Below are 22,121 nucleotides of genomic sequence, written 5' to 3'. Positions count from 1 at the left end.
CCGTCCCGAGCGGCCGCCCGTAGAGCCAAGGAGCACCGTGACCGACCCGCTGCACGCCGAACTTCTCGACCTGGCCCTGGAGGCCGCCCGCCGCGCGGGCGAGCTGCTGCGCGACGGCCGCCCCGCCGACCTGGGCGTGGCCGCCACGAAGACCAGCCCCATCGACGTCGTCACCGAGATGGACCTCGCCAGCGAGAAGCTGATCACCGGCTTCCTCGCCGAGCGGCGCCCCGCCGACGGCTTCCTGGGGGAGGAGGGCGCCAGTGTCACGGGCAGCAGCGGGGTGCGCTGGGTCATCGACCCCGTCGACGGCACGGTCAACTACCTGTACGGGCTGCCGTCCTGGGCGGTGTCCATCGCCGCCGAGAAGGACGGCGAGACCGTCGTGGGCGTGGTGGCGGCGCCGATGCGCGGCGAGACGTACCACGCGGTCCTGGGCGGCGGCGCGCACCTCAACGGCGAGCCGGTCCACTGCCGCCCCGCCCCGCCGCTCTCCCAGGCCCTGATCGGTACGGGCTTCGCCTACATCGGCGAGCGCCGCGCCGCCCAGGCCGAGGTGCTGCGCACCCTGCTGCCGCGGGTCCGCGACATCCGGCGGGGCGGCTCGGCCGCGATCGACCTGTGCGACGTGGCCTGCGGCCGCCTCGACGGCTATTACGAGCGCGGGCTGAACCCGTGGGACATGGCGGCCGGCGACCTGATCGCCCGCGAGGCCGGCGCGCTGACCGGCGGCCGCCCCGGCGAGCCGGTCTCGAACGACCTGGCCGTGGCCGCCTCCCCGGAGGTGTTCGCGACCCTCCAGCCGCTGCTGGAGGAGCTGGGCGCCTGGCACGACTGAGCGCCCGCCCTGCCGTGCCCGCACACGACAGCGCCCCGGTCCCTTCGCGGGGCCGGGGCGCTGCCCTCTGCGGGCCGGGAGGTGCTCAGGCGGTGGCTGCGGTGACCTGTACGCCGTGCTCGCTGGCAAGGCGCTGCAGATCCTCCAGCTCGGCCTGCTCCACCTCGACGAGGAAGTCGTCGCCCGCCTCGCGGGCCCGGTCCAGGTCGGCTTCGGTGTTCCGTATGCGCTGCAGAATGCCTGCGGTGAACGCGTCCATGGTGCGCCCCCTCGTCGTGGGTCGGTGGCACGGGGGTGTGCCGACGGGTGGGACGATCACGGCGTGGTCCCTGCGGATGGATCGGAGCACGAGATGGCGCCGAACAGGGCGTGATCGCGGGTGTGCAGTCGTCCTCCCCAACGGCAACCTCACGGAAACCTCAAGCGGCCCGGGAATTGCGGGAGGGGCCGGAAGACATCGCTCCGGTGGCGCGCCGTAGGGACCCCGGGTCCCGGGCCGATGGTCCCGTACGCCACCGGCCACCCCTCTTACTGCCGGTTTACAGCTGTTCGGGGCAGGATGGAGGGGCTCCGATTTTGCCGTGCCCCGGTACGCCCAGGGCTGTGAGGAAGGACTAGCGACGTGCGTGTTCTCGTCGTCGAGGACGAGCAGCTGCTCGCCGATGCGGTGGCCACCGGGCTGCGCCGGGAGGCCATGGCCGTCGACGTGGTGTACGACGGCGCGGCCGCCCAGGAACGCATCGAGATCAACGACTACGACGTGGTCGTGCTGGACCGGGACCTTCCGCTGGTGCACGGCGACGACGTCTGCCGCCGGATCGTCGAGCTGGGCCTGCCCACCCGGGTGCTGATGCTCACCGCCTCCGGCGACGTCAGCGACCGCGTCGAGGGCCTGGAGATCGGCGCGGACGACTACCTCCCCAAGCCGTTCGCCTTCACCGAGCTGACCGCCCGGGTACGGGCCCTGGGCCGCCGTACGACGGTCGCCCTGCCGCCCGTCCTGGAGCGGGCCGGCATCAAGCTGGACCCGAACCGCCGCGAGGTCTTCCGCGACGGCAAGGAGGTCCAGCTCGCGCCGAAGGAGTTCGCGGTGCTGGAGGTGCTGATGCGCAGCGAGGGCACGGTCGTCTCGGCGGAGCAGCTGCTGGAGAAGGCCTGGGACGAGAACACCGATCCGTTCACGAACGTCGTACGGGTCACGGTCATGACCCTGCGCCGCAAGCTGGGCGAGCCGGCGGTCATCGTCACGGTGCCGGGCTCGGGGTACCGGATCTGATCGGCGATGCCCACCTCGTCCAAGGCGCCCACCCCGCCGCCCACCACCCCGCCCATGCCCACCTGGGACCCCAAACCGGTCAACGTCCGGCCCTTCCCCTGGCTGCGCCCGACCATCCGGATACGGCTCACCCTGCTGTACGGCGGCATGTTCCTGATGGCCGGCATCGTGCTGCTCACGATCATCTACATGCTGGCCGCCAACGCGCTCCAGGAAGGCAGCGAGCTGCCCGTCAAGATCCTGCGCGGCAACTTCGCGGCGACCAGCAACGTCTGCAACCTGCCCAACGAGAGCTCGGGTGAGATCTTCACCCAGGCGATCCAGAGCTGCCTCCAGCACCAGCGCGCACAGGCCCTGAACACCCTGCTCAACCGTTCCCTGCTGGCGCTGCTGGGCCTGACCGTCGTCGCGTTCGCCTTCGGGTACGCGATGGCCGGCCGCGTCCTGTCGCCGCTGGGCCGGATCACCCGTACCGCGCAGCGCGTGGCGGGCTCGGACCTGCACCGCCGTATCGAGCTGGGCGGCCCGGACGACGAGCTCAAGGAGCTGGCCGACACCTTCGACGAGATGCTCGACCGCCTGGACCGGGCGTTCGAGTCCCAGCGCCGCTTCGTCGCCAACGCCTCGCACGAGCTGCGCACCCCGCTGGCGATCAACCGCACCCTGCTGGAGGTCCAGCTCGCCGATCCGGACGCCTCGCCGGAGCTGGCGCAGCTGGGCAAGACGCTGCTGGCCACCAACGAGCGCAGCGAGCAGCTGGTCGAGGGCCTGCTGCTGCTCGCCCGCAGCGAGAACAAGATCGTGGACAAGAAGCCGGTCGACCTGGCCGAGGTCGCCTCCCAGGCCCTCGACCAGGCCCGCGCCGAGGCCCAGGCCAAGGGCGTGGAGATCCGCGGCGTACGCCAGCAGGCGTTCGTCCAGGGCAACGGCGTCCTGCTGGAACGCATCGCGCTCAATCTCGTACAGAACGCGGTGCGCTACAACATCAAGGACGACGGGTGGGTGGAGGTGACCACGGAGCCGCAGCAGGGCTGTGCGGTGCTGGTCGTCTCCAACACCGGTCCGGCGGTCCCGGCGTACGAGGTGGAGAACCTCTTCGAGCCCTTCCGCCGTCTGCGCACGGAGCGCACCGGCAGCGACAAGGGCGTCGGCTTGGGCCTGTCCATCGTGCGGTCCGTGGTGCGCGCCCACGACGGCACCATCACGGCGACGCCCCGCGAGGGCGGCGGCCTGGAGATGCGCGTCGTCCTGCCGGTGTGAGAGCCGGTGGGAGAGCCGGCGCGGAGGCCGCTGTGCGGACGCCGCGGGAGCCGCCGTGCGGGCGGGGTGCCGTGCCGCCCGCACCCCGGTCGGACTGTCCGTTTTGACCCGGGACCCGGTCTCTTGGCACCCTTGGTCGCCCTCCGCACGGCAGCCGCCCCGGCTTGACGGGACGGCGGGCGGCCGTGGATCCTTCGCCGAGTTCGCTTTGCGCTGAATTCCTACGGTCCGCCCGACGGCCCGTTCGTGTGTGATCCCTCACAGGCGCGGGGTTCGAGCCATCCACTCTCCGTGATCGGCGCGGTCGGCGGAAGGCCGGGAAAATCCGGGTTTCCCAGGCCCTTGATCACGGGAAGTACACGTGATGGCGTGCGCGAGGTGCGACATTCGGACCGTGTACGGTCCTGATCGCCATCCAAACCGATCACCTCTTCAGGGGTGCGGTTGGGTGTCGATTGAGTAACAGACCTTGATGTGAGGCAAAATCTCCGCCTCAGGTCGGGCACAAGTCCGGCCTCTCACGCGTTACGTGCGCTGGAGACACCGCAGACACCCAGAGGGGGAGAGCGACATGGCTACGGATTACGACACCCCACGCAAGACAGATGACGACCTCAACGAGGACAGCATCGAAGAACTGAAGTCGCGGCGGAACGACAAGTCCGCCTCGGCCGTCGACGTCGACGAGTTCGAGCAGGCCGAGGGCCTGGAACTGCCCGGCGCCGACCTTTCCAACGAGGAACTCGCCGTCCGGGTGCTGCCCAAGCAGCAGGACGAGTTCACGTGCATGAGCTGCTTCCTGGTCCACCACCGCAGCCAGCTGGCGGCGGAGGACAAGAACGGCCAGCCGATCTGCCGCGACTGCGCGGCCTGAGGACCGGACTACGCCGTGGCAGGCGTGAACCCGTTCCGTAAGGGACGCAAGGGCGAGAGAGGCCCGGCGGCCGGCGCACGCTCACGAGACGAAACCGCGCCCGTGCCCGCCGACCCGACCGCCCTCCCCGCGGAGCGGACGACCGGTGCAGTGGAGGAGCGAGGCCGTGCGGCCTCGCTCGCGGCGGCAGTGGGCCGCGGCGCCAGAAAGGGCCGCGCGGGCGTCCGCAAGGGCCTCTCGGCGGTCGCCGAGCGCATCATCGACAACGCCCCTCGGATCCCGGTCCGCGACCTGGCGACGCTGCGCCGTCAGTTCCCCGGCCTGACCCCCGAGGAACTGGCCGACAAGCTCGTCGCCGGAGCCACCCGGGGCACCGCCACCGTCGGCGCGGGGGTGGGCGCGGCGGCGATGCTGCCGGTGCCGCCCGCCATGCCGGCCGAGCTGGCCGCCGAGATCGTCGGGGTGGCCTCCGTGGAGATCAAGCTCATCGCCGAGCTCCACGAGGTCTACGGCCTGCGTCCGCCCGGCAGCCTCGCCCAGCGCAGCACCGCCTACCTGGCCGCGTGGACCGAGGAGCGCGGCATCGACGTCACGAAGCCCACGACGGTCAACGCGGCGCTCGGCGGCCAGATGAAGCGCGAACTGCGCCAGCAGATCATGAAGCGCACGCTGCGCAATCTGCCGAACCTGACCCCGTTCATGGTCGGCGCCGCGGTCGGCGCGTTCATGAACCGTCGGGACACCAAGAAGCTCGCGGACAAGGTCCGCGCCGACCTGCGCACCAAGCAGGTGCCCTGGGAGGCCCTGCCGGAGTCCGCGACGACGGCCCTGCCGCCGCGCGCCGCCGGCTGAGGACCGCCCCGGCCGGTGCCTGCTGAGAACCATCCCGGCCGGTGCCCGTTGAGGACCATCCCGGCCGGTAGCCCGCCGAGGCAGCCCCGCACCGCCCCCCTGACCCCCTGGGGCCTTTCTTCCACACCCCCGGAAAGGCCGCTGTGCCGCACGGTGACGCCCCCGCCGCCGCGCCGCCTTCCCCGGGATCGGTTCAGGCCCGTACGGCCGTCAGCGCGGCCACCAGGCGCTCCGGCTCGCGGGTCGAGAGGTAGGCGTAGGGAGTGGGGTCCTCCGGGTCGGTGATCTCGACCCGTACCGCGGTCCGCACATAGCTGCGCAGCAGCATGAACGCGCGGGTGTCGGCCTTGTGCGTACGCCAGGCCAGCGCCTCCTCCGGATCCAGCACCTGTGCCTCGCCCAGCGCCGCGACCGGGATCCGGGCGTCGCCCGCGATCAGCGAGTCGCCCACCACACGGATCCGCACCGAGCCGTACGAGCTGACCGCCACCGCGGCCAGCGCCGCGCCGCCGATCAGACCGCCGAGCATGGGCAGTGTCCCCAGCGGGAGCAGCATCAGGGCGCAGGCCACGCCGATCAGGCCGGCGATCACCCACCAGGAGCGGGGCGCGGTGAGGCGTTCTTCGTACGACTGCATGACTCCAGCTTGGCACGGCGGCGCGGGCCGGTTGGCCGCGCGGGTAGGGTCTGCACTCGTGAGTGGAACCGACAAGGCCCCGACGCGGCTGACGCCACCGGCCGACGCCGTCGCCCCGGTGCGGCACCCCGACGCCCCCGCGCCCGGGGAATTCCTCGGCGCGCACTACGACCACTGCTTCGGATGCGGTGCCGCGCAGCCCCACGGGCTGCAGCTGCAGGCCCGCGCCGAGGAGGGCGTGCGGGTGACCGCCGAGTTCACGGTCAAGGAGGCCCACCAGGGCGCGCCGGGCCTGGCGCACGGCGGTGTGCTGGCCACCGCCCTGGACGAGACGCTGGGCGCGCTGAACTGGCTGCTGCGGGTGATCGCGGTGACCGGCCGCCTGGAGACCGACTTCCGGCGTCCCGTACCCGTCGGTACGGTCCTGCACCTGGACGCGGAGATAACCGCCGTCCACGGCCGGAAGATCTACTCGACGGCGGTGGGCCGCATCGGCGGGCCCGGCGGACCGGTCGCGGTCCGCGCGGACGCGGTGTTCGTCGAGGTGAAGATCGACCACTTCATCGACAACGGACGGCCGGCCGAGATCCAGGCCGCGATGGCCGATCCGGACCAGGTCAGGCGAGCTCGTGCTTTTGAGGTGAACCCGTGAGTCAGGTACGCAACCCGGTGGATGTACTGATCCGGCGTCTGGACCCGGACGTTCCGCTGCCCGCCTACGGACACCCCGGTGACGCCGGCGCCGACCTGGTGACCACCGAGGCGGCGGAACTCGCCCCGGGAGAGCGGGCGGTGCTCCCCACCGGGGTGTCCATCGCCCTCCCCGACGGGTACGCGGCGTTCGTGCACCCCCGCTCGGGCCTGGCGGCCCGTTGCGGAGTGGCGCTCGTGAATGCCCCCGGGACGGTGGATGCCGGGTACCGTGGGGAAATCAAGGTGATCGTGGTCAATCTGGACCCGCGCGAACGCGTGCGGTTCGAGAGGTTCGACCGGATCGCCCAACTGGTCGTCCAGCAGGTCGAGAAGGTGCGCTTCCACGAGGTGGCGGAACTTCCCGGCTCGGCGCGGGCCGAGGGGGGATTCGGTTCCACCGGCGGTCATGCGGCGGTGGACGGCTCCACGGGTGGGAATGGATACGCATCGGTCGGTGCCGACCGGGAAGGACAGTGACGTGTTCGGACGTCGCAAGAAGAACGAGGCTCCCGCAGAGCCGGCCCGCGCGGCGGAAGCCGACGCGACGGCCTCGGACTCCGCGGACGAGGCAGCCGGGCCCGCCGAGGAGGAGCGGCGCGTGAACCTGCCGCCCGCCCCGCGGCCCGACGGCCCCTGGGACCTCTCCGAGGTTTCCGACCCCGCCGAGGGACGGGTCGACCTGGGCGGCCTGTTCGTGCCCGGCGTGGAAGGCATGGAACTGCGCGTGGAGGTCGCGGGCGACGCGATCGTCGCCGCCACCGTGGTCCTCCAGGACAGCGCCGTACAGCTCCAGGCGTTCGCCGCGCCCAAGAAGGAGGGCATCTGGGGCGAGGTCCGCGAGGAGATCGGCGCGGGTATCACCCAGCAGGGCGGCGTCGTCGACGAGGTCGAGGGCCCGCTGGGCTGGGAACTGCGCGCCCAGGTCCCCGTCCAGCTCCCGGACGGCACCAACGGCGTCCAGGTCGTGCGCTTCGTCGGCGTCGACGGCCCGCGCTGGTTCCTGCGCGGCGTCATCTCCGGCCAGGGCGCGGTCCAGCCCGAGGCCGCCGGCATCCTGGAGCACATCTTCCGGGACACCGTGGTCGTCCGCGGCGAGGCCCCCATGGCCCCCCGCGACCCCATCGTCCTCAAGCTCCCCGACGACGCCCAGATGGTCCCCGACGGCGTCCAGCAGGAAACCGCCGAAACCTCCCGCTTCGGCGGCGGCGTGGAACGCCTGGAACGGGGCCCGGAGATCACGGAGATCCGCTGACGCCACCACGGCTGACGCGCCGTACGACATCGTTCCCGGGGCCCCGACGGCTCCGGGAACGCATGCTGTTGTGGAGGGGGCACGCGAAGGGCGGGCACAACGCCTCGCGTAGGGCCGGTCGGGCTCGGGGCACCGGGCTTCCTCCTGGTTCCCGGGGCAGGCGCCTGCTGTCCCCACATCCGCATGGAGGATGCGCACAAGTGCACTTATTGATTTCGCCTTCCTACGGGAAGGCCGCGTCGCGGGAGCACTGGGCGGACACCGTCGAACAGCCGGTGCCCTTCGTGGACAGCCGTTATGCCCGCACGCTGACGGATGAGCAGCGCAGTCGGCTGCTGGCGGCCCATCCCGAGGGCCGGGCACGGTTCTGGGGAGCCGTGCCGAGCCACGACAAGAAGATGCGCGACGTCGCCCCGGGCGATGTCGTCCTGTTCACCGGCGGCAACCGGGTCCGCGCGGTGGCCGAGATCGGCGTGATCTTCCGGAACCGTGAGCTGGCCGACCTGCTGTGGCCGCCCCCGGACGAAAGCGCCCCGAGCTGGCACACCGTCTACACCCTGCTCGATCTGACAGACACGGACATCCCGTACCGCGACCTGAACGCCGCCCTCGGCTACAAGCCGACGCACGTGTTTCCGGGACAGATGGTCTTCCCCGACGACCGGGCGCGTTCGGTGCTCGAAGAACTCATGATCACCTCAAGCGTCGAGCAGGCCCGGGCCGTTGAGTCCGCGCAGCGGCCGGATTCCGGGAGCCGGGCGGCCGTACGGATGGCCGCGGCCGAGCAGAACCGGACGTTCGGGACGGCTTACGAGCGCACCGGGCGGCTGATCGTGGTCGACCGGAAGGAAGCCCGGCTGGTCGCCGCCTACAGGGACCATCTCGCCTCCACGGGCCGGAAGGGAGTCGGCCGTTTCTTCTGCCCGTCCGGCGTCAGCGACCTGTACCTCTCGGACGACGAGGGCACCGAGGTCATAGAGGCCAAGAGCGCCGCGTCGCACGCGTACGTACGGCAGGCCCTCGCCCAGCTGCTGGACTACGCGCCGCACAGCCCCCGGCGCCCCGACCGGCTGAGCGGTCTCTTCCCGGCCCCTGTCGCGCAGGACGACCTCCTGCTGCTCCACCGCTACGGCATCGACTGCATACAGCGCGAAGAGCCGGGCGGCTTCGTGCGTGCGGAGGCGCCGGCGGAGCGGAGGGCTCTGATGCGCTCCGTCTGGTCCCGCTGAAGAACTCCGTCTTCGGTTGAGGGACCGGCCCGTACGCCCCTTTCCGCGGCTGGAAACAAGCGCTCCGGTGGGCCGCACTCCCTCCCAAGGAGTGCGGCCCATCAGTGTTTGTGCAGGTCAGAGCAGGAAGCGTATGAGAATCGTCAATGCGGCGCTAATGGCCGTAAGGGAGGCGTCAACGGCGGTCGGAAACGGTCGGGTTGGTTGTTTGCTCTAGGGGTCAGATCCACCGATCCCACTAGGAGCACACGATGGCCGACCTGGCCTTCGTCGTCGCCACGCTCGCGGTCTTCGCGCTGGTGGCGCTCGTCGCCAAGGGGGTGACGAAGCTGTGACCATCGAGAACGTCGTCGGTCTGATCGTCGCCGTCGCCCTGCTCGGCTACCTGGTCCTCGCCCTCGTCTTCCCGGAGAGGTTCTGAGCGTCCTTATGAGCCCCATCCTGGCCGGCGTGCTCCAGCTCATCGCGCTCGTGGCCGCGCTCGCCCTGGCGTACCGCCCCCTCGGCGACTACATGGCCGCCACGTACAGCTCCCGCAAGCACCTGCGCGTCGAAAAGATCATCTACCGCTGCATCGGCGCCCACCCGGACACCGAGATGCGCTGGCCCGCGTACCTGCGCGGCGTCCTCGCGTTCTCCCTGGCCGGGGTGCTCTTCCTCTATCTGCTCCAGCGTCTGCAGGGCAGCCTGCCGCTGTCGTACGGCTTCGCCTCGATCAGCCCGGACCAGGCGTTCAACACCGCCGCGTCCTTCGTGGCCAACACCAACTGGCAGTCGTACAGCGGTGAACAGGCCATGGGCCACGTCGTGCAGACGGCCGGCCTGGCGGTGCAGAACTTCGTCTCGGCCGCGACCGGCATGGCCGTCGCGATCGCCCTCGTACGCGGGTTCTCCCGGACCCGTACCGGCGACCTGGGCAACTTCTGGGCGGACCTGGTACGCGGCACCGTGCGGGTGCTGATACCGATCGCCGTCATCGGCGCGCTCGTCCTCGTCGCGTGCGGCGCCATCCAGAACTTCTCCGGCATCCACGAGGTCGGGCAGTTCATGGGCGGCACCCAGCAGACCAACGGCGGCGCGGTCGCCTCGCAGGAGGTCATCAAGGAGCTGGGCACCAACGGGGGCGGCTACTTCAACGCCAACTCCGCCCACCCCTTCGAGAACCCCAACGGCTTCACCAATCTCTTCGAGGTCTTCCTCATCCTGGTCATCCCGTTCTCGCTGACCCGTACCTTCGGCAAGCTGGTCGGCAACGTACGGCAGGGTTACGCGGTCCTGGCCACGATGGGCGTCATCTGGCTCGGCTTCACCGCCCTGATGATGTGGACCGAGTTCGCGCACGGCGGCCCGGCGCTCCAGGCGGCCGGCGGTGCGCTGGAGGGCAAGGAGACGCGCTTCGGGATCGGCGGTTCGTCGATCTTCTCGGTCTCCACCACCCTCACCTCGACCGGTGCCGTGGACTCCTTCCACGACTCCTTCACCGCCTTCGGCGGCGGCATCCAGCTGCTGGGCATGATGCTCGGCGAGATCGCGCCCGGCGGCGTCGGCTCCGGCCTGTACGGCATGCTCGTGATGGCCGTCATCGCGGTGTTCATCGCGGGCCTGATGGTGGGCCGTACCCCCGAATACCTGGGCAAGAAGATCGGCACCCGCGAGATCAAGCTCGCGGCCTGCTACATCCTCATCACCCCGACGCTGGTGCTCGGCTTCACCGCCGCCTCGATGGTGCTGCCGGACGCGCTCGGCTCGATCCTCAACACCAAGGCGCTGGGCGCGGGCCCGCACGGCTTCTCCGAGGTGCTGTACGCCTTCACCTCCGGCGCCAACAACAACGGCTCGGCCTTCGGCGGCCTGAACGCCAACACCCCCTGGTACAACACCACGATCGGGCTGGCGATGCTGCTCGGCCGCTTCCTGCCGATGGTGTTCGTCCTGGCGCTGGCCGGCTCGCTCGCCGGACAGAAGCCGGTCCCGGAGACCGCCGGCACGCTCCGTACCGAGAAGCCGCTCTTCGCGGGGCTGCTGGTCGGCACGATCCTGATCATCACCGGTCTGACGTACTTCCCGGCGCTGGCGCTCGGCCCGATCGCGGAGGGGTTGTCATGACCACCGACGTAAACGACGCACAGCACGACGCCAAGCAAGAGGAGCACCGCTCCATGTCCACCGCAACACCGACCCGCGCGCCCCATCAGGACGTGCCCGCCGGGCACCGGCCGGACGGCGACGGCCGTGTCGGCGGCGGTCTCTTCGACCCGAAGCAGCTGGTGAAGTCGCTGCCGGACGCGATGCGCAAGCTGGACCCCCGGGTGATGGTCAAGTCCCCGGTGATGTTCGTGGTCGAGGTCGGCTCCGTGCTGACCACGGTCTTCGCGCTGATGTCGCCGGGCGACTGGTTCGGCTGGGCCATCGCCGTCTGGCTCTGGCTCACGGTGATCTTCGCCAACCTGGCGGAGGCGGTGGCCGAGGGCCGCGGCAAGGCGCAGGCGGACACGCTGCGCAAGGCCAAGACGGACACCGTGGCCCGCCGTCTGAACGGCGGCGCCGAGGAGCAGGTGCCCGGCACCGAGCTGCGCGTCGGCGACCTCGTCGTCTGCGAGGCCGGTGACATCATCCCCGGTGACGGCGATGTCGTCGAAGGTGTCGCGTCGGTCGACGAGTCGGCCATCACGGGCGAGTCGGCGCCGGTCATCCGCGAGTCCGGCGGGGACCGGTCCGCGGTCACCGGCGGTACGAAGGTGCTCTCCGACCGCATCGTCGTCAAGATCACCACCAAGCCCGGCGAGACCTTCATCGACCGGATGATCAACCTGGTCGAGGGCGCCGCCCGGCAGAAGACGCCGAACGAGATCGCGCTGAACATCCTGCTCGCCTCGCTGACCGTGGTCTTCCTGCTGGCCGTCGTCACGCTCCAGCCGTTCGCGGTCTACGCGGGCGCCGAGCAGCCCATGATCGTGCTGCTGGCGCTGCTGGTCTGCCTGATCCCGACCACGATCGGCGCGCTGCTGTCGGCCATCGGCATCGCGGGCATGGACCGGCTGGTCCAGCGCAACGTCCTGGCGATGTCCGGGCGCGCGGTCGAGGCCGCCGGCGACGTCTCCACGCTGCTGCTCGACAAGACCGGCACCATCACCCTCGGCAACCGCCAGGCCGCCGAGTTCGTGCCGGTCAAGGGCGTCACGGAGGCCGAGGTCGCGGACGCGGCCCAGCTGTCCTCGCTGGCCGACGAGACGCCCGAGGGCCGCTCCATCGTCGTACTGGCCAAGGAGAAGTACGGGCTGCGCGAACGCCACCAGGGCGAGCTGGTCGACGCGACGTGGGTGCCCTTCACCGCCCAGACCCGCATGTCGGGCGTGGACGTGACCGAGCACGGCACCGTACGCATGGTCCGCAAGGGCGCGACCGGTTCGGTCATCGCCTGGGTGCGCGAGCGCGGCGGCACCGTCCCCGACGACGCCGACCGGCTGGCCAACGGCATCTCCGAGGCCGGCGGCACGCCGCTGCTGGTCGCCCTGGAGGACCAGCACGGCGCCCGCGTCCTGGGCGTCATCCACCTCAAGGACGTCGTCAAGGAGGGCATGCGCGAACGCTTCGTCGAACTGCGCAAGATGGGCATCAAAACCGTCATGATCACGGGTGACAACCCGCTGACGGCCAAGGCCATCGCCGACGAGGCGGGCGTGGACGACTTCCTCGCGGAGGCCACGCCCGAGGACAAGATGGCGCTGATCAAGCGCGAACAGGCGGGCGGCAAGCTGGTCGCGATGACCGGCGACGGCACCAACGACGCCCCGGCCCTCGCGCAGGCGGACGTGGGCGTGGCCATGAACACCGGCACCTCGGCCGCCAAGGAGGCCGGGAACATGGTGGACCTGGACTCCAACCCCACCAAGCTCATCGAGATCGTCGAGATCGGCAAGCAGCTCCTGATCACCCGTGGTGCCCTGACCACCTTCTCGATCGCCAACGACGTCGCGAAGTACTTCGCGATCATCCCGGCGATGTTCGCGGTGGCCTACCCGGGCCTGGACACGCTCAACATCATGCGGCTGCACAGCTCGCAGTCCGCGATCCTGTCCGCGATCATCTTCAACGCGCTGATCATCGTGGCGCTGGTCCCGCTGGCCCTCAAGGGCGTGCGCTACCGCCCGGTGAGCGCGGACCGGATGCTCCGCCGCAACCTCGGCATCTACGGACTGGGCGGTCTGATCGCCCCGTTCATCGGCATCAAACTCATCGACCTGCTCATCTCGCTGATCCCCGGGATCGGGTGATTCCCATGAACAACGCGGTACGCAACACCGCCCGCCTCTTCGGCGCCGGCCTGCGCGCCCTGCTCGTCCTGACCGTGGTCTGCGGCGTGCTCTACCCCCTCGTCGTCACCGGCGTCGCCCAGGCCGCCTTCCACGACAAGGCCAACGGCTCGGAGGTCACGCAGAACGGCAGGTCCGTAGGCTCCGAACTCCTCGGCCAGCGCTACGACAAGGGCAAGGACGCCAAGGGCAACCCCATCCCGGACCTGCGCTACTTCCAGCCGCGCCCGTCCGCGGGACTCGGCAGCAACAAGACCAACGGCGTCAACACCCAGTACGACCTTCAGGTCTCCGGCCCCACCAACCAGGGCGCCACCAACACCGACCTGATCGCCGCCGTCAAGGAACGCAAGCAGTGGGTCGCCGAGACCTACGGCGTCCCCCAGTCCGAGGTCCCCGCCGACGCCGTCACCTCCTCCGGCTCCGGCCTCGACCCGGACATCTCCCCGGCGTACGCGAAACTCCAGGTCAACCGGGTGGCCAAGGAAAACCGCCTGGACCCCGCGAAGGTCGAGCGCCTGGTCGAGGACACGACCGAGGGCCGCGTCCTGGGCTTCATGGGGGAGCCCAGGGTCAATGTCCTGAAGCTGAACATGGGGCTGCGGGAGCTGACCAAGTAGGCAGGTGTTTCACGGGGGCCGGTGTGTCACTGGCCCGCCCCCAACACAGCAGGCCCGCCCGTTGCATACGGGTGGGCCCGCTGTTGTTTCCAGACGTAATGCCGCGGAAGGCTCCTGGTTTCTCTGACCAAGGCCGGAATCCGGTGTACCCCTGTACAACTGGAGCGGGTCGGTACGCGTGGTGAGGGGGCCGGATGCGCATACCTGAGGACCTGAGTGTGAACGAGTGGCGACTGTGGTCGGCTTTGCGCGAGGGGGCTGCACTCGCTCTGAGTGACGGAAGCAGCGTCGACAACGACGTTCAGCGAGCCGCCGCGTGGGGCCCTGAACGCTGCGTCCGGGCCGAAGCAATCGCTGCACTGGCGTGCGAAGCGGGCGAATCGTCCGGAGGGACAACAGCGCTGCACCTGATGGGTGCGAGGATCACAGGGGCTTTGTGTTTGCGGTACATGCGGATCGAACGCCCGTTGATCATGGAAGAGTGCTCGTTCGATGAGCCGGTGCACGTGGGTACATCTGAGCTGCTCTCCCTGTCGCTCCGGGGCTCACGCATTCCACGGCTGGACGGCTATGGGGTCACCATTCGGGGCGACCTCGACCTGACCAACGCCATTGCAGGCAGGGTCGGGCTCTTCGGAGCCCAGGTCGAGGGGCGGGTCTGGCTGGTTCGGGCACGACTGTCCTGCGCCGATGGTTACGCTCTCGACGCACCGGACATGGTGGTGTCGGGTGGGATGTACTGCGGTGGCGGGTTTTCGGCGCAAGGCGGCATGAATCTTTATGGCGCGTCGATAGGGGCGGGACTCGAACTGAACAAGGCGAGACTTGTCAATCGCTGCGGTTTCGCACTTCGGGCGCACAACATCGCCGTCGCCTCGGACCTGTCGTGCTCCGGCACTGTGTTCGCCGGCGGAGCGGAACTCTTCGGAGCGGAGGTCGGCGGGCATTTCTGGTTGAACGGAGCGCGAATGTCGAATGCCGATGAGTGGGCGTTAAACGCTCCCAACTTGAGAGTGCGAGGTGGTCTCTACGCCCGTGATGGGATGTCGGCCGAAGGTGGCGTGAACTTGTACGGTGCGTCGGTCGGGGCGGGAATCGAACTGGACGGTGCCAGGGCGGTCAGACGGGACGGTGTCGCGCTTCGGGCGGCACGCGCGACGGTGGCAGGGAATCTCACGTGCGGCGACGGCTTCAGGGCGATCGGCGGCGTTGTGCTCTCGGACTGCCGTGTCGACGGTCGGCTCTCGTTCCGCGGAGCGCATTTCGCCGGTGGCGAGTCCGCAGTGCTCGATTGCGCGAACGCCCGGTTGGGTGTCCTGTTCCTCGACCAGCTCCGACAATCACCTCGGGCCGTGCTGCTGACAGGAGCCGCCATGGAGGTGTTCCACGATGATGCCGACTTCTCACCCGACTGTCTCGACCTCGATCGTGCGCGGTATGAACTATTGAGTCCCCACCGCCCAGCATGCGATCGCATCGGTTGGATGATGCGCGGGCAGACTCGGTATCAGCCATGGTGCTACGAGCAACTGGCGGCCTACTATCGACGTATCGGACATGACGAGGAAGCCCGCACTGTCCTTCTCGTGAAACAGCGGAATCGGCGCGCGGGATTGCGTCTGCCTGCGAAGCTTTGGGGCCGGCTGCAAGATGTCACTGTGGGATACGGGTATCGGCCGCTCCGCGCTCTCGGATGGATCCTGGCCGGTATTGCCGCCACAGCCTGCTACTTCGGTTTCAATCCACCAGCACGCACCGGCGGAGACGGTACCGCACACTTCGTGGCGGCGGCTTACGCGGCTGATGTGTTCCTGCCTGTGCTCGACCTGGGACAGCAGCGGGCGTTCAGCCCGCAGGGGCCGGGGCAATGGGTGGCCTGGGCAGCTGTACTGGCCGGATGGGTTTTGACCACGACGGTGGTCGCGGGAGTCACGAGAGCGCTCACCCGGCCCTGAGCGCGCTCCTTTCGTCATCTGTAGGTGATGGTGGCGTCACCAGACGTCCCCACTCCGCCAGTCACAAGCCAAGTCACCCGTCAGGTCCAGCGGTGCAGCCCCCGGCAGCACATAGATACTGCCGTCCTCCTCCTCGGTACGCCGCAGTCCGCTCGGGGCCAGGGTGTACGACGCGCCCCGCCACAGTTGCCAGCCCCGCGCCGCGTAGAAGTCGGCGGCCCCGTCGGACGCGCTGAGGGCGCCCAGGTCGTAGGCGTCGCGCACGACCCGCTCCAGTGTCGTCATCATGGCCGCACCGTGCCCCCGCCCACGCCGGTCCGCGCGGACGCCGACCCCTTCCACGTAACCACACCGCAGAGGCCGCCCGGCATGGATCATCTGACGCTGCACCACCGAAGCGTGCCCGATCAGCTCGTCGCCCTCCCACACCAGGGCATGCATACCGCCCAGGGCGTGGTCCCAGTCCTCTTCGGACATGTCACCCTCGAAGACCTCGTTGAGGAGGGCTTTGGCCGCGGCGCGTGCATGGGCATCGAGGTGGGCGGTGTGGGTTAGGCGGGGGTGTGTGTCGGTCATGGGGGGATGTTCCTTGAGGAGGCCAGCGGAGCACCAGTTGTCCGGTGGCGTGAAAGTGAGTACCGGCCATGCTCCGCGCCTGCTGGAGGAGAGCCGCCGTGTTATGACGACCGGGTTTGCGTGTGGTGGTCATGACCACCACACACAGTGTTCCGGAGAGAAAGAGAACGTTCGTGGACAAGCACGCAGGCTCGGCGATCTACCACCGCCACGAGGCCGGCCGGTCCCAGGAAGACGCCGAGGCACGGCACGCCCGCTGGGCGGTGCGCCTCGACGCCGTGACCAAGTCACACGGCAGCGGAAGAGCCGCCGTCACGGCGCTCGACGATGTCACGGCGGAGTTACCCTACGGGTCGTTCACCGCTGTCATGGGCCCTTCCGGATCGGGCAAGAGCACGTTCTTGCACTGCGCGTCCGGCCTGGAACGCCCGGACCGGGGCACGGTGGAGATCGCCGGCCGGGACCTGGCCCCGCTGAACGAACGACAACTGACCCAACTGCGCCGGGAACGCGTCGGGTTCGTCTTTCAGGGCTTCAACCTCCTCCCGGCGCTGACGGCGGAGCAGAACATCACCCTCCCGGTACGGCTGGCCGGCCGTCGCATGCGCCTCGACGCCGGATGGCTGGATCAACTGTTCACCTACGTCGGCCTCGCCGACCGCCGCAAGCACCGGCCCGGCGAACTGTCCGGCGGCCAGCAGCAGCGCGTGGCCATCGCGCGAGCCCTGATCACCCGCCCCGAGGTGGTTTTCGCGGATGAGCCCACCGGAGCCCTGGACACGGCTTCGGCACGCAACGTACTGCGACTTCTGCGCCAATTCGTGGACGACGTAGGGCAGACCGTCCTGATGGTGACCCACGATCCGGTGGCCGCCTCGTACGCCGACGCCGTGCTGCTGCTGGCGGACGGACGTGTCACCGATGTCCTGCACCGGGCGTCGGCGGATGTCATCGCCGAGCGCATGACCCGTCTGGGAGTGTGAGCCGTGCTTCTCCCACTGGCATGGTGGACCATCCGGACCCGCAAGGTGTCCTTCGCCGGTTCGTTCGTCACCATGCTCTGCGCGCTGATCCTGACCACCGCCTGCGCGGTGCTGCTCGACGCCGGAGCCGGCGCGTCCCCGGCGCAGGGCGGCGCGGACGTGGTGTCCTTCGTCGTGCCCTTCGGCTTCGTCTGTCTGTTCGTCATGGCCTTCGCGGTGGCGGGCACCTTCTCCCTGTCGGTCCAGCAGCGGACGCGGGAGATCGCCCTGCTGCGCGCCATCGCCGCGACCCCCGGCCAGGTCCGTCGGCTGATCGCCCACGAAGTGCTCGTCATCACCGCTGTCGCCGCCGTCCCGGGCTGCGCTCTCGGCGTGCTCCTGGCCGACGGGCTACGGGCCTGGCTGGCGGCCCGCGGCATGATCCCGTCCGCCTTCCCGCTCGCATTCGGCCCGGCCGGTGTGCTGTCCGCCGTACTGGTCTGCTGGGTGATCGCCGAAGCGGCCGTGTGGAGCAGCGGCAGACGGGCCTCCCGGGTCCGCGCGCTGCTGGCACTGGGCGAGGCCTCGGTGCCCCGCCGGCGTGTCGGAGCAATCCGCACCTGGATCGGCCTGGCGGTCCTGGCCGCGGGAATCTGGGGGCTCGTGGCGATCGGCGGTTCGGGCGGCTCGGACGCGGCGAACACGGCCGTGAGCCTGGTCATGGTCCTGATGGTCGCCGTCGCACTGCTCAGCCCGTGGGTGGGCAAGCTGGCGGGAGGCGTCTTCGGGATGCTGTGCCGAATCCTGTTCCCCTCCATCGGGTTGCTGGTGAAGACCAACCTCAGCACCGGCTACCGGCGGCTGGGCGGCGCCGCCGGACCGCTGTCCCTCACGGTCGCCTTCGCGGCCGTCGCCCTGCTCGTCCCCCAGATGAAGTGGAACGAGCAGTGGCACCAAGAGAGCCGTCGCCTGGTCGCCGACGCGTTGTTACGCAGTGACGGGGCGGGCCTGCCGGTCTCGGCCGCGCACACGGCCGGGACGGTGCCCGGAGCCGGGGCCGCGGTGGGCGCCACGGGGACGTACATCACCCTGCTCACCGACAAGGACGCGCTCAAGGGCCCGTCCGGCATGGCGCAGTCCGTCACCGACGGGCCGCTGGAGAAGGTTCTCGACCTGGGGGTCAGGGACGGGAGCATCGGCCGTCTCGGCCCGCGGGACATCGCTCTGAGTACGGACCTGGCGCAGCGCGCGCACGTACGTGTCGGCGATACGGCGACGGTCTCCATGGAGGACGACCGGACGGAGAAGCTGCACGTCACGGCCGTCTACACCCGCTCCCGGGGCTTCGGCGAAGCCGTCCTCCCACAGCGGCTGACCGCGCGGCACCTGGACGGCGAACGGCCGCTCCTTGACGTGGTGTACGTCCGCGCCGCCCCCGGCGCCCAGCGGCAGCTGGCCGACGGCCTGGCGGCCCTGCACAGGAACGAGCCGTCCTGGCAGGTGCTCGACCACGCCGCCCACCGCGCCGAGGCCCTGCGCGACCGGGACGCCTCCATGACCGCCACCTACCTGCTCTTGCTGGTGGTGACGGCCTTCACATCGATCTCGGTCGTGAACACCCTGGTGATGACCACGATGGAACGCTCCGGCGAATTCGCGCTCCTGCGCCTGGTGGGCGCGACCCGCGGCCAGGTCGCCCGCATGATGCGCCTGGAGAACGCAGTGGTCGTCGTCGCCGCGCTCCTCGTCGGGGCGGCAGTGGCCGGAGCGGTGCTCGCGGTCTTCAGCCAGGCCCTGACCGGCTCGCCGGCTCCGGATCTCCCGGCCGGCACCGTCGCCCTCATCCTGGGCGGCGCGGGCCTCCTCGCCCTCACGACCGGGATCGTGACCACCCGCATCGCCCTGCGGCACCGCCCGGCGGCGGCCCTGCGGGGAGCCGGGTAGCGCCCTCGCCGACTCTCCGCCCCACCCGTATCAGAGTCCCGTAAAGACCTGCCCCCCAGCCGCCACCTGCACCTTTTATCCCGATGCGCGGTCGGTAGGGTCGCAGCAGGCTCAGCCCGGTGGGGGCGGGCTTGACGTAAGACAATGGGGCCATGGCACGCGGCAAGCTACGGATTTATCTCGGCGCTGCACCGGGCGTCGGAAAGACGTACTCGATGCTGTCCGAGGCGCACCGGCGGGTGGAGCGCGGGACGGATGTCGTGGTGGCGTTCGTGGAGCATCATGACCGGCCCCGTACGGAGGTCATGCTGCACGGGCTGGAGCAGATCGAGCGGGCGGAGCTGGAGTACCGCGGCTCGGTGTTCACCGAGATGGACGTGGACGCGGTGCTGCGGCGGAACCCGGCCGTCGCGCTGGTCGACGAGCTCGCGCACACGAACGTGCCCGGCTCCCGCAACGCCAAGCGCTGGCAGGACGTGGAGGAGCTGCTGGAGGCCGGGATCGACGTGATCTCGACGGTCAACATCCAGCACCTCGAATCGCTGGGCGACGTGGTCGAGTCGATAACGGGCGTGCGGCAGCGGGAGACCGTGCCGGACGAGATCGTCCGCCGGGCCGACCAGATCGAGCTGGTCGACATGTCGCCCGAGGCGATCCGGCGCCGGATGGCGCACGGAAACATCTACAAGCCCGACAAGGTGGACGCCGCCCTGTCGAACTACTTCCGGCCGGGCAATCTGACCGCGCTGCGGGAGCTGGCGCTGCTGTGGGTGGCCGACCGGGTGGACGAGTATCTGCAGCAGTACCGCTCCGAGCACAGTGTCTCCAAGATCTGGGCGGGGCGCGAGCGCATCGTCGTCGGCCTCACCGGCGGCCCCGAGGGGCGTACGCTCATCCGGCGCGCCTCCCGGATGGCGGCCAAGGGCTCGGGCAGCGAGGTGCTCGCCGTCTACATAGCCCGCAGTGACGGGCTGACCTCGGCCTCGCCCAAGGAACTGGCCGTACAGCGCACCCTCGTCGAAGATCTCGGCGGGACGTTTCACCACGTCATAGGCGACGACATACCGAGCGCGCTGCTGGAGTTCGCGCGCGGCGTCAACGCCACCCAGATCGTGCTGGGCTCCAGCCGCCGCAAGGCGTGGCAGTACGTCTTCGGGCCGGGCGTCGGCGCCACCGTCGCCCGGGAGTCCGGGCCCGACCTGGACGTGCACATCGTCACCCACGACGAGGTCGCCAAGGGGCGCGGCCTGCCCGTCGCGCGCGGGGCCCGGCTGGGCCGGGCCCGGATCATCGCCGGCTGGCTGCTGGGCGTGGTGGGGCCGGTCCTGCTGTCGGTGCTGCTCGCCGCCCTCGACAACGGCCCCGGGCTCGCCAACGACGTCCTGCTCTTCCTCTTCCTGACCGTCGCCGCCGCGCTGATCGGCGGACTGCTGCCGGCGCTGGCCGCCGCCGCGGTCGGGTCGCTGCTGCTGAACTTCTACTTCACCCCGCCCACCCACTCGATCACCATCGCCGACCCCAAGAACATCGTCGCGATCGTGATCTTCTTCGCGGTCGCCGTGGCGGTCGCCTCCGTCGTCGACCTGGCGGCCCGCCGTACCCATCAGGCGGCGCGGCTGCGCGCCGAGTCGGAGATCCTCTCCTTCCTGGCGGGCAGCGTGCTGCGCGGCGAGACGACGCTGGACGCGCTGCTGGAGCGGGTACGGGAGACGTTCGGCATGGAGTCGGTCGCGCTGCTGGAGCGCAGCAGCGACGTCGCCCCGTGGACCTGTGCCGGCCGGGTCGGCGGCACCGCGGAGGGCGATCCGCAGGCCAAGCCGCTGCTGCGTCCCGAGGACGCGGACGTGGACATGCCGGTCGGCGACCACATGGCGCTGGCCCTGACCGGCCGGGTGCTGCCCGCCGAGGACCGCCGCGTGCTGGCCGCGTTCGCCGCGCAGGCCGCCGTCGTCCTGGACCGCCAGCGGCTGGTCGGCGAGGCGGAGCGGGCCCGGGAGCTGGCCGAGGGCAACCGCATCCGTACGGCGCTGCTGGCCGCGGTCAGCCACGACCTGCGGACGCCGCTGGCGAGCATCAAGGCGTCGGTGACCTCGCTGCGCTCCGACGACGTGGCCTGGTCCGAGGACGACGAGGCGGAGCTGCTGGCGGGCATCGAGGCGGGCGCCGACCGGCTGGACCACCTGGTGGGCAACCTGCTGGACATGTCCCGCCTGCAGACCGGCACGGTCACCCCGCTGATCCGCGACATCGACCTGGACGAGGTGGTGCCGATGGCGCTCGGCGGCGTCCCCGAGGGCAGCGTCACCCTGGACATCCCCGAGGAACTGCCCATCGTCGCCGTCGACCCGGGGCTGCTGGAGCGCTCGGTGGCCAATCTCGTGGAGAACGGCGTCAAGTACAGCCCGGAGGGCGAGCGGGTGCTGGTCTCCGCGAGCGCCCTCGGCGACCGCGTCGAGCTGCGCATCGCCGACCGCGGCCCCGGTGTGCCGGACAGTGCCAAGGACCGCATCTTCGAGCCCTTCCAGCGGTACGGTGACGCGCCCCGCGGCGCGGGCGTGGGCCTCGGCCTGGCGGTCGCCCGCGGCTTCGCGGAGGCGATGGGCGGCACGCTCGCCGCCGAGGACACCCCGGGGGGCGGCATGACCATGGTCCTCACGCTGCGTGCCGCGGCCGGCCGCCCGCCGGTACGGCCCGACCTCCCGGCCCAGGCGACGACGTGAGCGCGCGCCCCGCCGACCCCGGAGCGGCCCCGCACGGGCCGCTCCCCGGCCCCCTGGAGCCGCCTTCCAGCCGACACCGCGCGGGCACGGCCCGGCGGGTTTCCCCACCACGAGGAGAAC

General features: G+C 70.5%; 20 protein-coding genes. 17 read left to right on the top strand and 3 right to left on the bottom strand.

What is annotated here, in order from left to right; all coding sequences use genetic code 11:
* The first annotated feature begins 37 nt into the window (after positions 1–37).
* Entirely contained in the window at positions 38–838 is an 801-nt protein-coding gene (locus tag CP973_RS30225; RefSeq protein ID WP_150247045.1) for an inositol monophosphatase family protein, read from the top strand.
* Positions 839–923: 85 nt separating this feature from the next.
* On the opposite strand, the gene CP973_RS40230 is transcribed toward CP973_RS30225, so the two are convergent.
* Positions 924–1,097, bottom strand: coding sequence for a hypothetical protein (locus CP973_RS40230; protein ID WP_003982535.1), 174 nt, complete (start codon positions 1,095–1,097; stop codon positions 924–926).
* A 363-nt stretch (positions 1,098–1,460) separates the two neighbouring features.
* Between CP973_RS40230 and CP973_RS30220 the strand changes: the two genes are divergently transcribed.
* The 4 genes from CP973_RS30220 (at position 1,461) to CP973_RS30205 (ending at position 5,100) form a co-directional block, all read left to right on the top strand.
* The gene (locus tag CP973_RS30220) at positions 1,461–2,114 is read left to right on the top strand and encodes a response regulator transcription factor (protein WP_003982533.1); all 654 of its coding nucleotides are present in this window, start codon (positions 1,461–1,463) and stop codon (positions 2,112–2,114) included.
* Between the two features lie 6 nt (positions 2,115–2,120).
* A complete protein-coding gene (locus CP973_RS30215; RefSeq protein WP_150247044.1) occupies positions 2,121–3,374 on the top strand; it encodes a sensor histidine kinase in 1,254 nt (417 codons plus the stop codon).
* 571 nt (positions 3,375–3,945) lie between these two features.
* Positions 3,946–4,248 carry a DUF4193 domain-containing protein gene (locus CP973_RS30210; RefSeq protein ID WP_003982531.1) on the top strand — a complete coding sequence of 101 codons (303 nt, stop codon included), beginning with the start codon at positions 3,946–3,948 and terminating at the stop codon, positions 4,246–4,248.
* A gap of 15 nt (positions 4,249–4,263) precedes the next feature.
* Positions 4,264–5,100 carry a hypothetical protein gene (locus CP973_RS30205; RefSeq protein ID WP_425282034.1) on the top strand — a complete coding sequence of 279 codons (837 nt, stop codon included), beginning with the start codon at positions 4,264–4,266 and terminating at the stop codon, positions 5,098–5,100.
* Between the two features lie 193 nt (positions 5,101–5,293).
* On the opposite strand, the gene CP973_RS30200 is transcribed toward CP973_RS30205, so the two are convergent.
* On the bottom strand, positions 5,294–5,737 hold the full coding sequence (locus CP973_RS30200; protein ID WP_150247042.1) for a DUF3093 domain-containing protein: 444 nt from the start codon (positions 5,735–5,737) through the stop codon (positions 5,294–5,296).
* Between the two features lie 58 nt (positions 5,738–5,795).
* Here CP973_RS30200 and CP973_RS30195 point away from each other — a divergent pair, with 58 nt between their 5' ends.
* From CP973_RS30195 to CP973_RS30155, 9 genes are all read left to right on the top strand, one after another.
* Positions 5,796–6,389 (top strand): PaaI family thioesterase, encoded by a 594-nt coding sequence (locus CP973_RS30195; protein WP_150247041.1) that lies wholly within the window; start codon positions 5,796–5,798, stop codon positions 6,387–6,389.
* Positions 6,386–6,907: a dUTP diphosphatase gene (gene dut / locus CP973_RS30190; protein WP_003982527.1), complete on the top strand. Its 522-nt coding sequence runs from the start codon at positions 6,386–6,388 to the stop codon at positions 6,905–6,907. Before CP973_RS30195 ends, dut begins: the two co-directional genes overlap by 4 nt.
* A gap of 1 nt (position 6,908) precedes the next feature.
* Entirely contained in the window at positions 6,909–7,682 is a 774-nt protein-coding gene (locus tag CP973_RS30185; protein ID WP_208853333.1) for a DUF3710 domain-containing protein, read from the top strand.
* A gap of 200 nt (positions 7,683–7,882) precedes the next feature.
* Complete coding sequence (locus CP973_RS30180) at positions 7,883–8,911, top strand: hypothetical protein (RefSeq protein WP_150247039.1); 1,029 nt, start codon at positions 7,883–7,885, stop codon at positions 8,909–8,911.
* A gap of 331 nt (positions 8,912–9,242) precedes the next feature.
* Positions 9,243–9,332 carry a K(+)-transporting ATPase subunit F gene (kdpF, locus tag CP973_RS30175; RefSeq protein ID WP_003982525.1) on the top strand — a complete coding sequence of 30 codons (90 nt, stop codon included), beginning with the start codon at positions 9,243–9,245 and terminating at the stop codon, positions 9,330–9,332.
* An 8-nt stretch (positions 9,333–9,340) separates the two neighbouring features.
* The gene (gene kdpA, locus CP973_RS30170; RefSeq protein WP_150247038.1) at positions 9,341–11,017 is read left to right on the top strand and encodes a potassium-transporting ATPase subunit KdpA; all 1,677 of its coding nucleotides are present in this window, start codon (positions 9,341–9,343) and stop codon (positions 11,015–11,017) included.
* A gap of 53 nt (positions 11,018–11,070) precedes the next feature.
* Positions 11,071–13,185, top strand: a complete 2,115-nt coding sequence (gene kdpB / locus CP973_RS30165; RefSeq protein WP_208853414.1) for a potassium-transporting ATPase subunit KdpB — start codon at positions 11,071–11,073, stop codon at positions 13,183–13,185.
* Positions 13,186–13,190: 5 nt separating this feature from the next.
* Entirely contained in the window at positions 13,191–13,844 is a 654-nt protein-coding gene (gene kdpC / locus CP973_RS30160) for a potassium-transporting ATPase subunit KdpC (protein WP_150247036.1), read from the top strand.
* Positions 13,845–14,293: 449 nt separating this feature from the next.
* Positions 14,294–15,799 (top strand): hypothetical protein, encoded by a 1,506-nt coding sequence (locus tag CP973_RS30155; protein WP_150247035.1) that lies wholly within the window; start codon positions 14,294–14,296, stop codon positions 15,797–15,799.
* 36 nt (positions 15,800–15,835) lie between these two features.
* On the opposite strand, the gene CP973_RS30150 is transcribed toward CP973_RS30155, so the two are convergent.
* Complete coding sequence (locus CP973_RS30150; protein ID WP_150247034.1) at positions 15,836–16,375, bottom strand: GNAT family N-acetyltransferase; 540 nt, start codon at positions 16,373–16,375, stop codon at positions 15,836–15,838.
* Positions 16,376–16,548: 173 nt separating this feature from the next.
* On the opposite strand from CP973_RS30150, the gene CP973_RS30145 reads away from it, so the two are divergent.
* The 3 genes from CP973_RS30145 to CP973_RS30135 all read left to right on the top strand — a co-directional run bounded on the left by CP973_RS30145 (position 16,549) and on the right by CP973_RS30135 (position 22,001).
* Positions 16,549–17,358, top strand: coding sequence for an ABC transporter ATP-binding protein (locus CP973_RS30145; protein WP_150247033.1), 810 nt, complete (start codon positions 16,549–16,551; stop codon positions 17,356–17,358).
* Between the two features lie 3 nt (positions 17,359–17,361).
* Positions 17,362–19,281, top strand: coding sequence for an FtsX-like permease family protein (locus CP973_RS30140; RefSeq protein ID WP_150247032.1), 1,920 nt, complete (start codon positions 17,362–17,364; stop codon positions 19,279–19,281).
* A 152-nt stretch (positions 19,282–19,433) separates the two neighbouring features.
* Positions 19,434–22,001, top strand: a complete 2,568-nt coding sequence (locus CP973_RS30135; protein WP_150247031.1) for a sensor histidine kinase — start codon at positions 19,434–19,436, stop codon at positions 21,999–22,001.
* The last annotated feature ends 120 nt before the right edge of the window (positions 22,002–22,121 follow it).

Origin of the sequence: Streptomyces albofaciens JCM 4342, assembly GCF_008634025.1 — a bacterium.
In the GTDB taxonomy this organism is placed as follows: domain Bacteria; phylum Actinomycetota; class Actinomycetes; order Streptomycetales; family Streptomycetaceae; genus Streptomyces; species Streptomyces albofaciens.
This window is presented reverse-complemented; position numbering and strand designations above follow the sequence as displayed.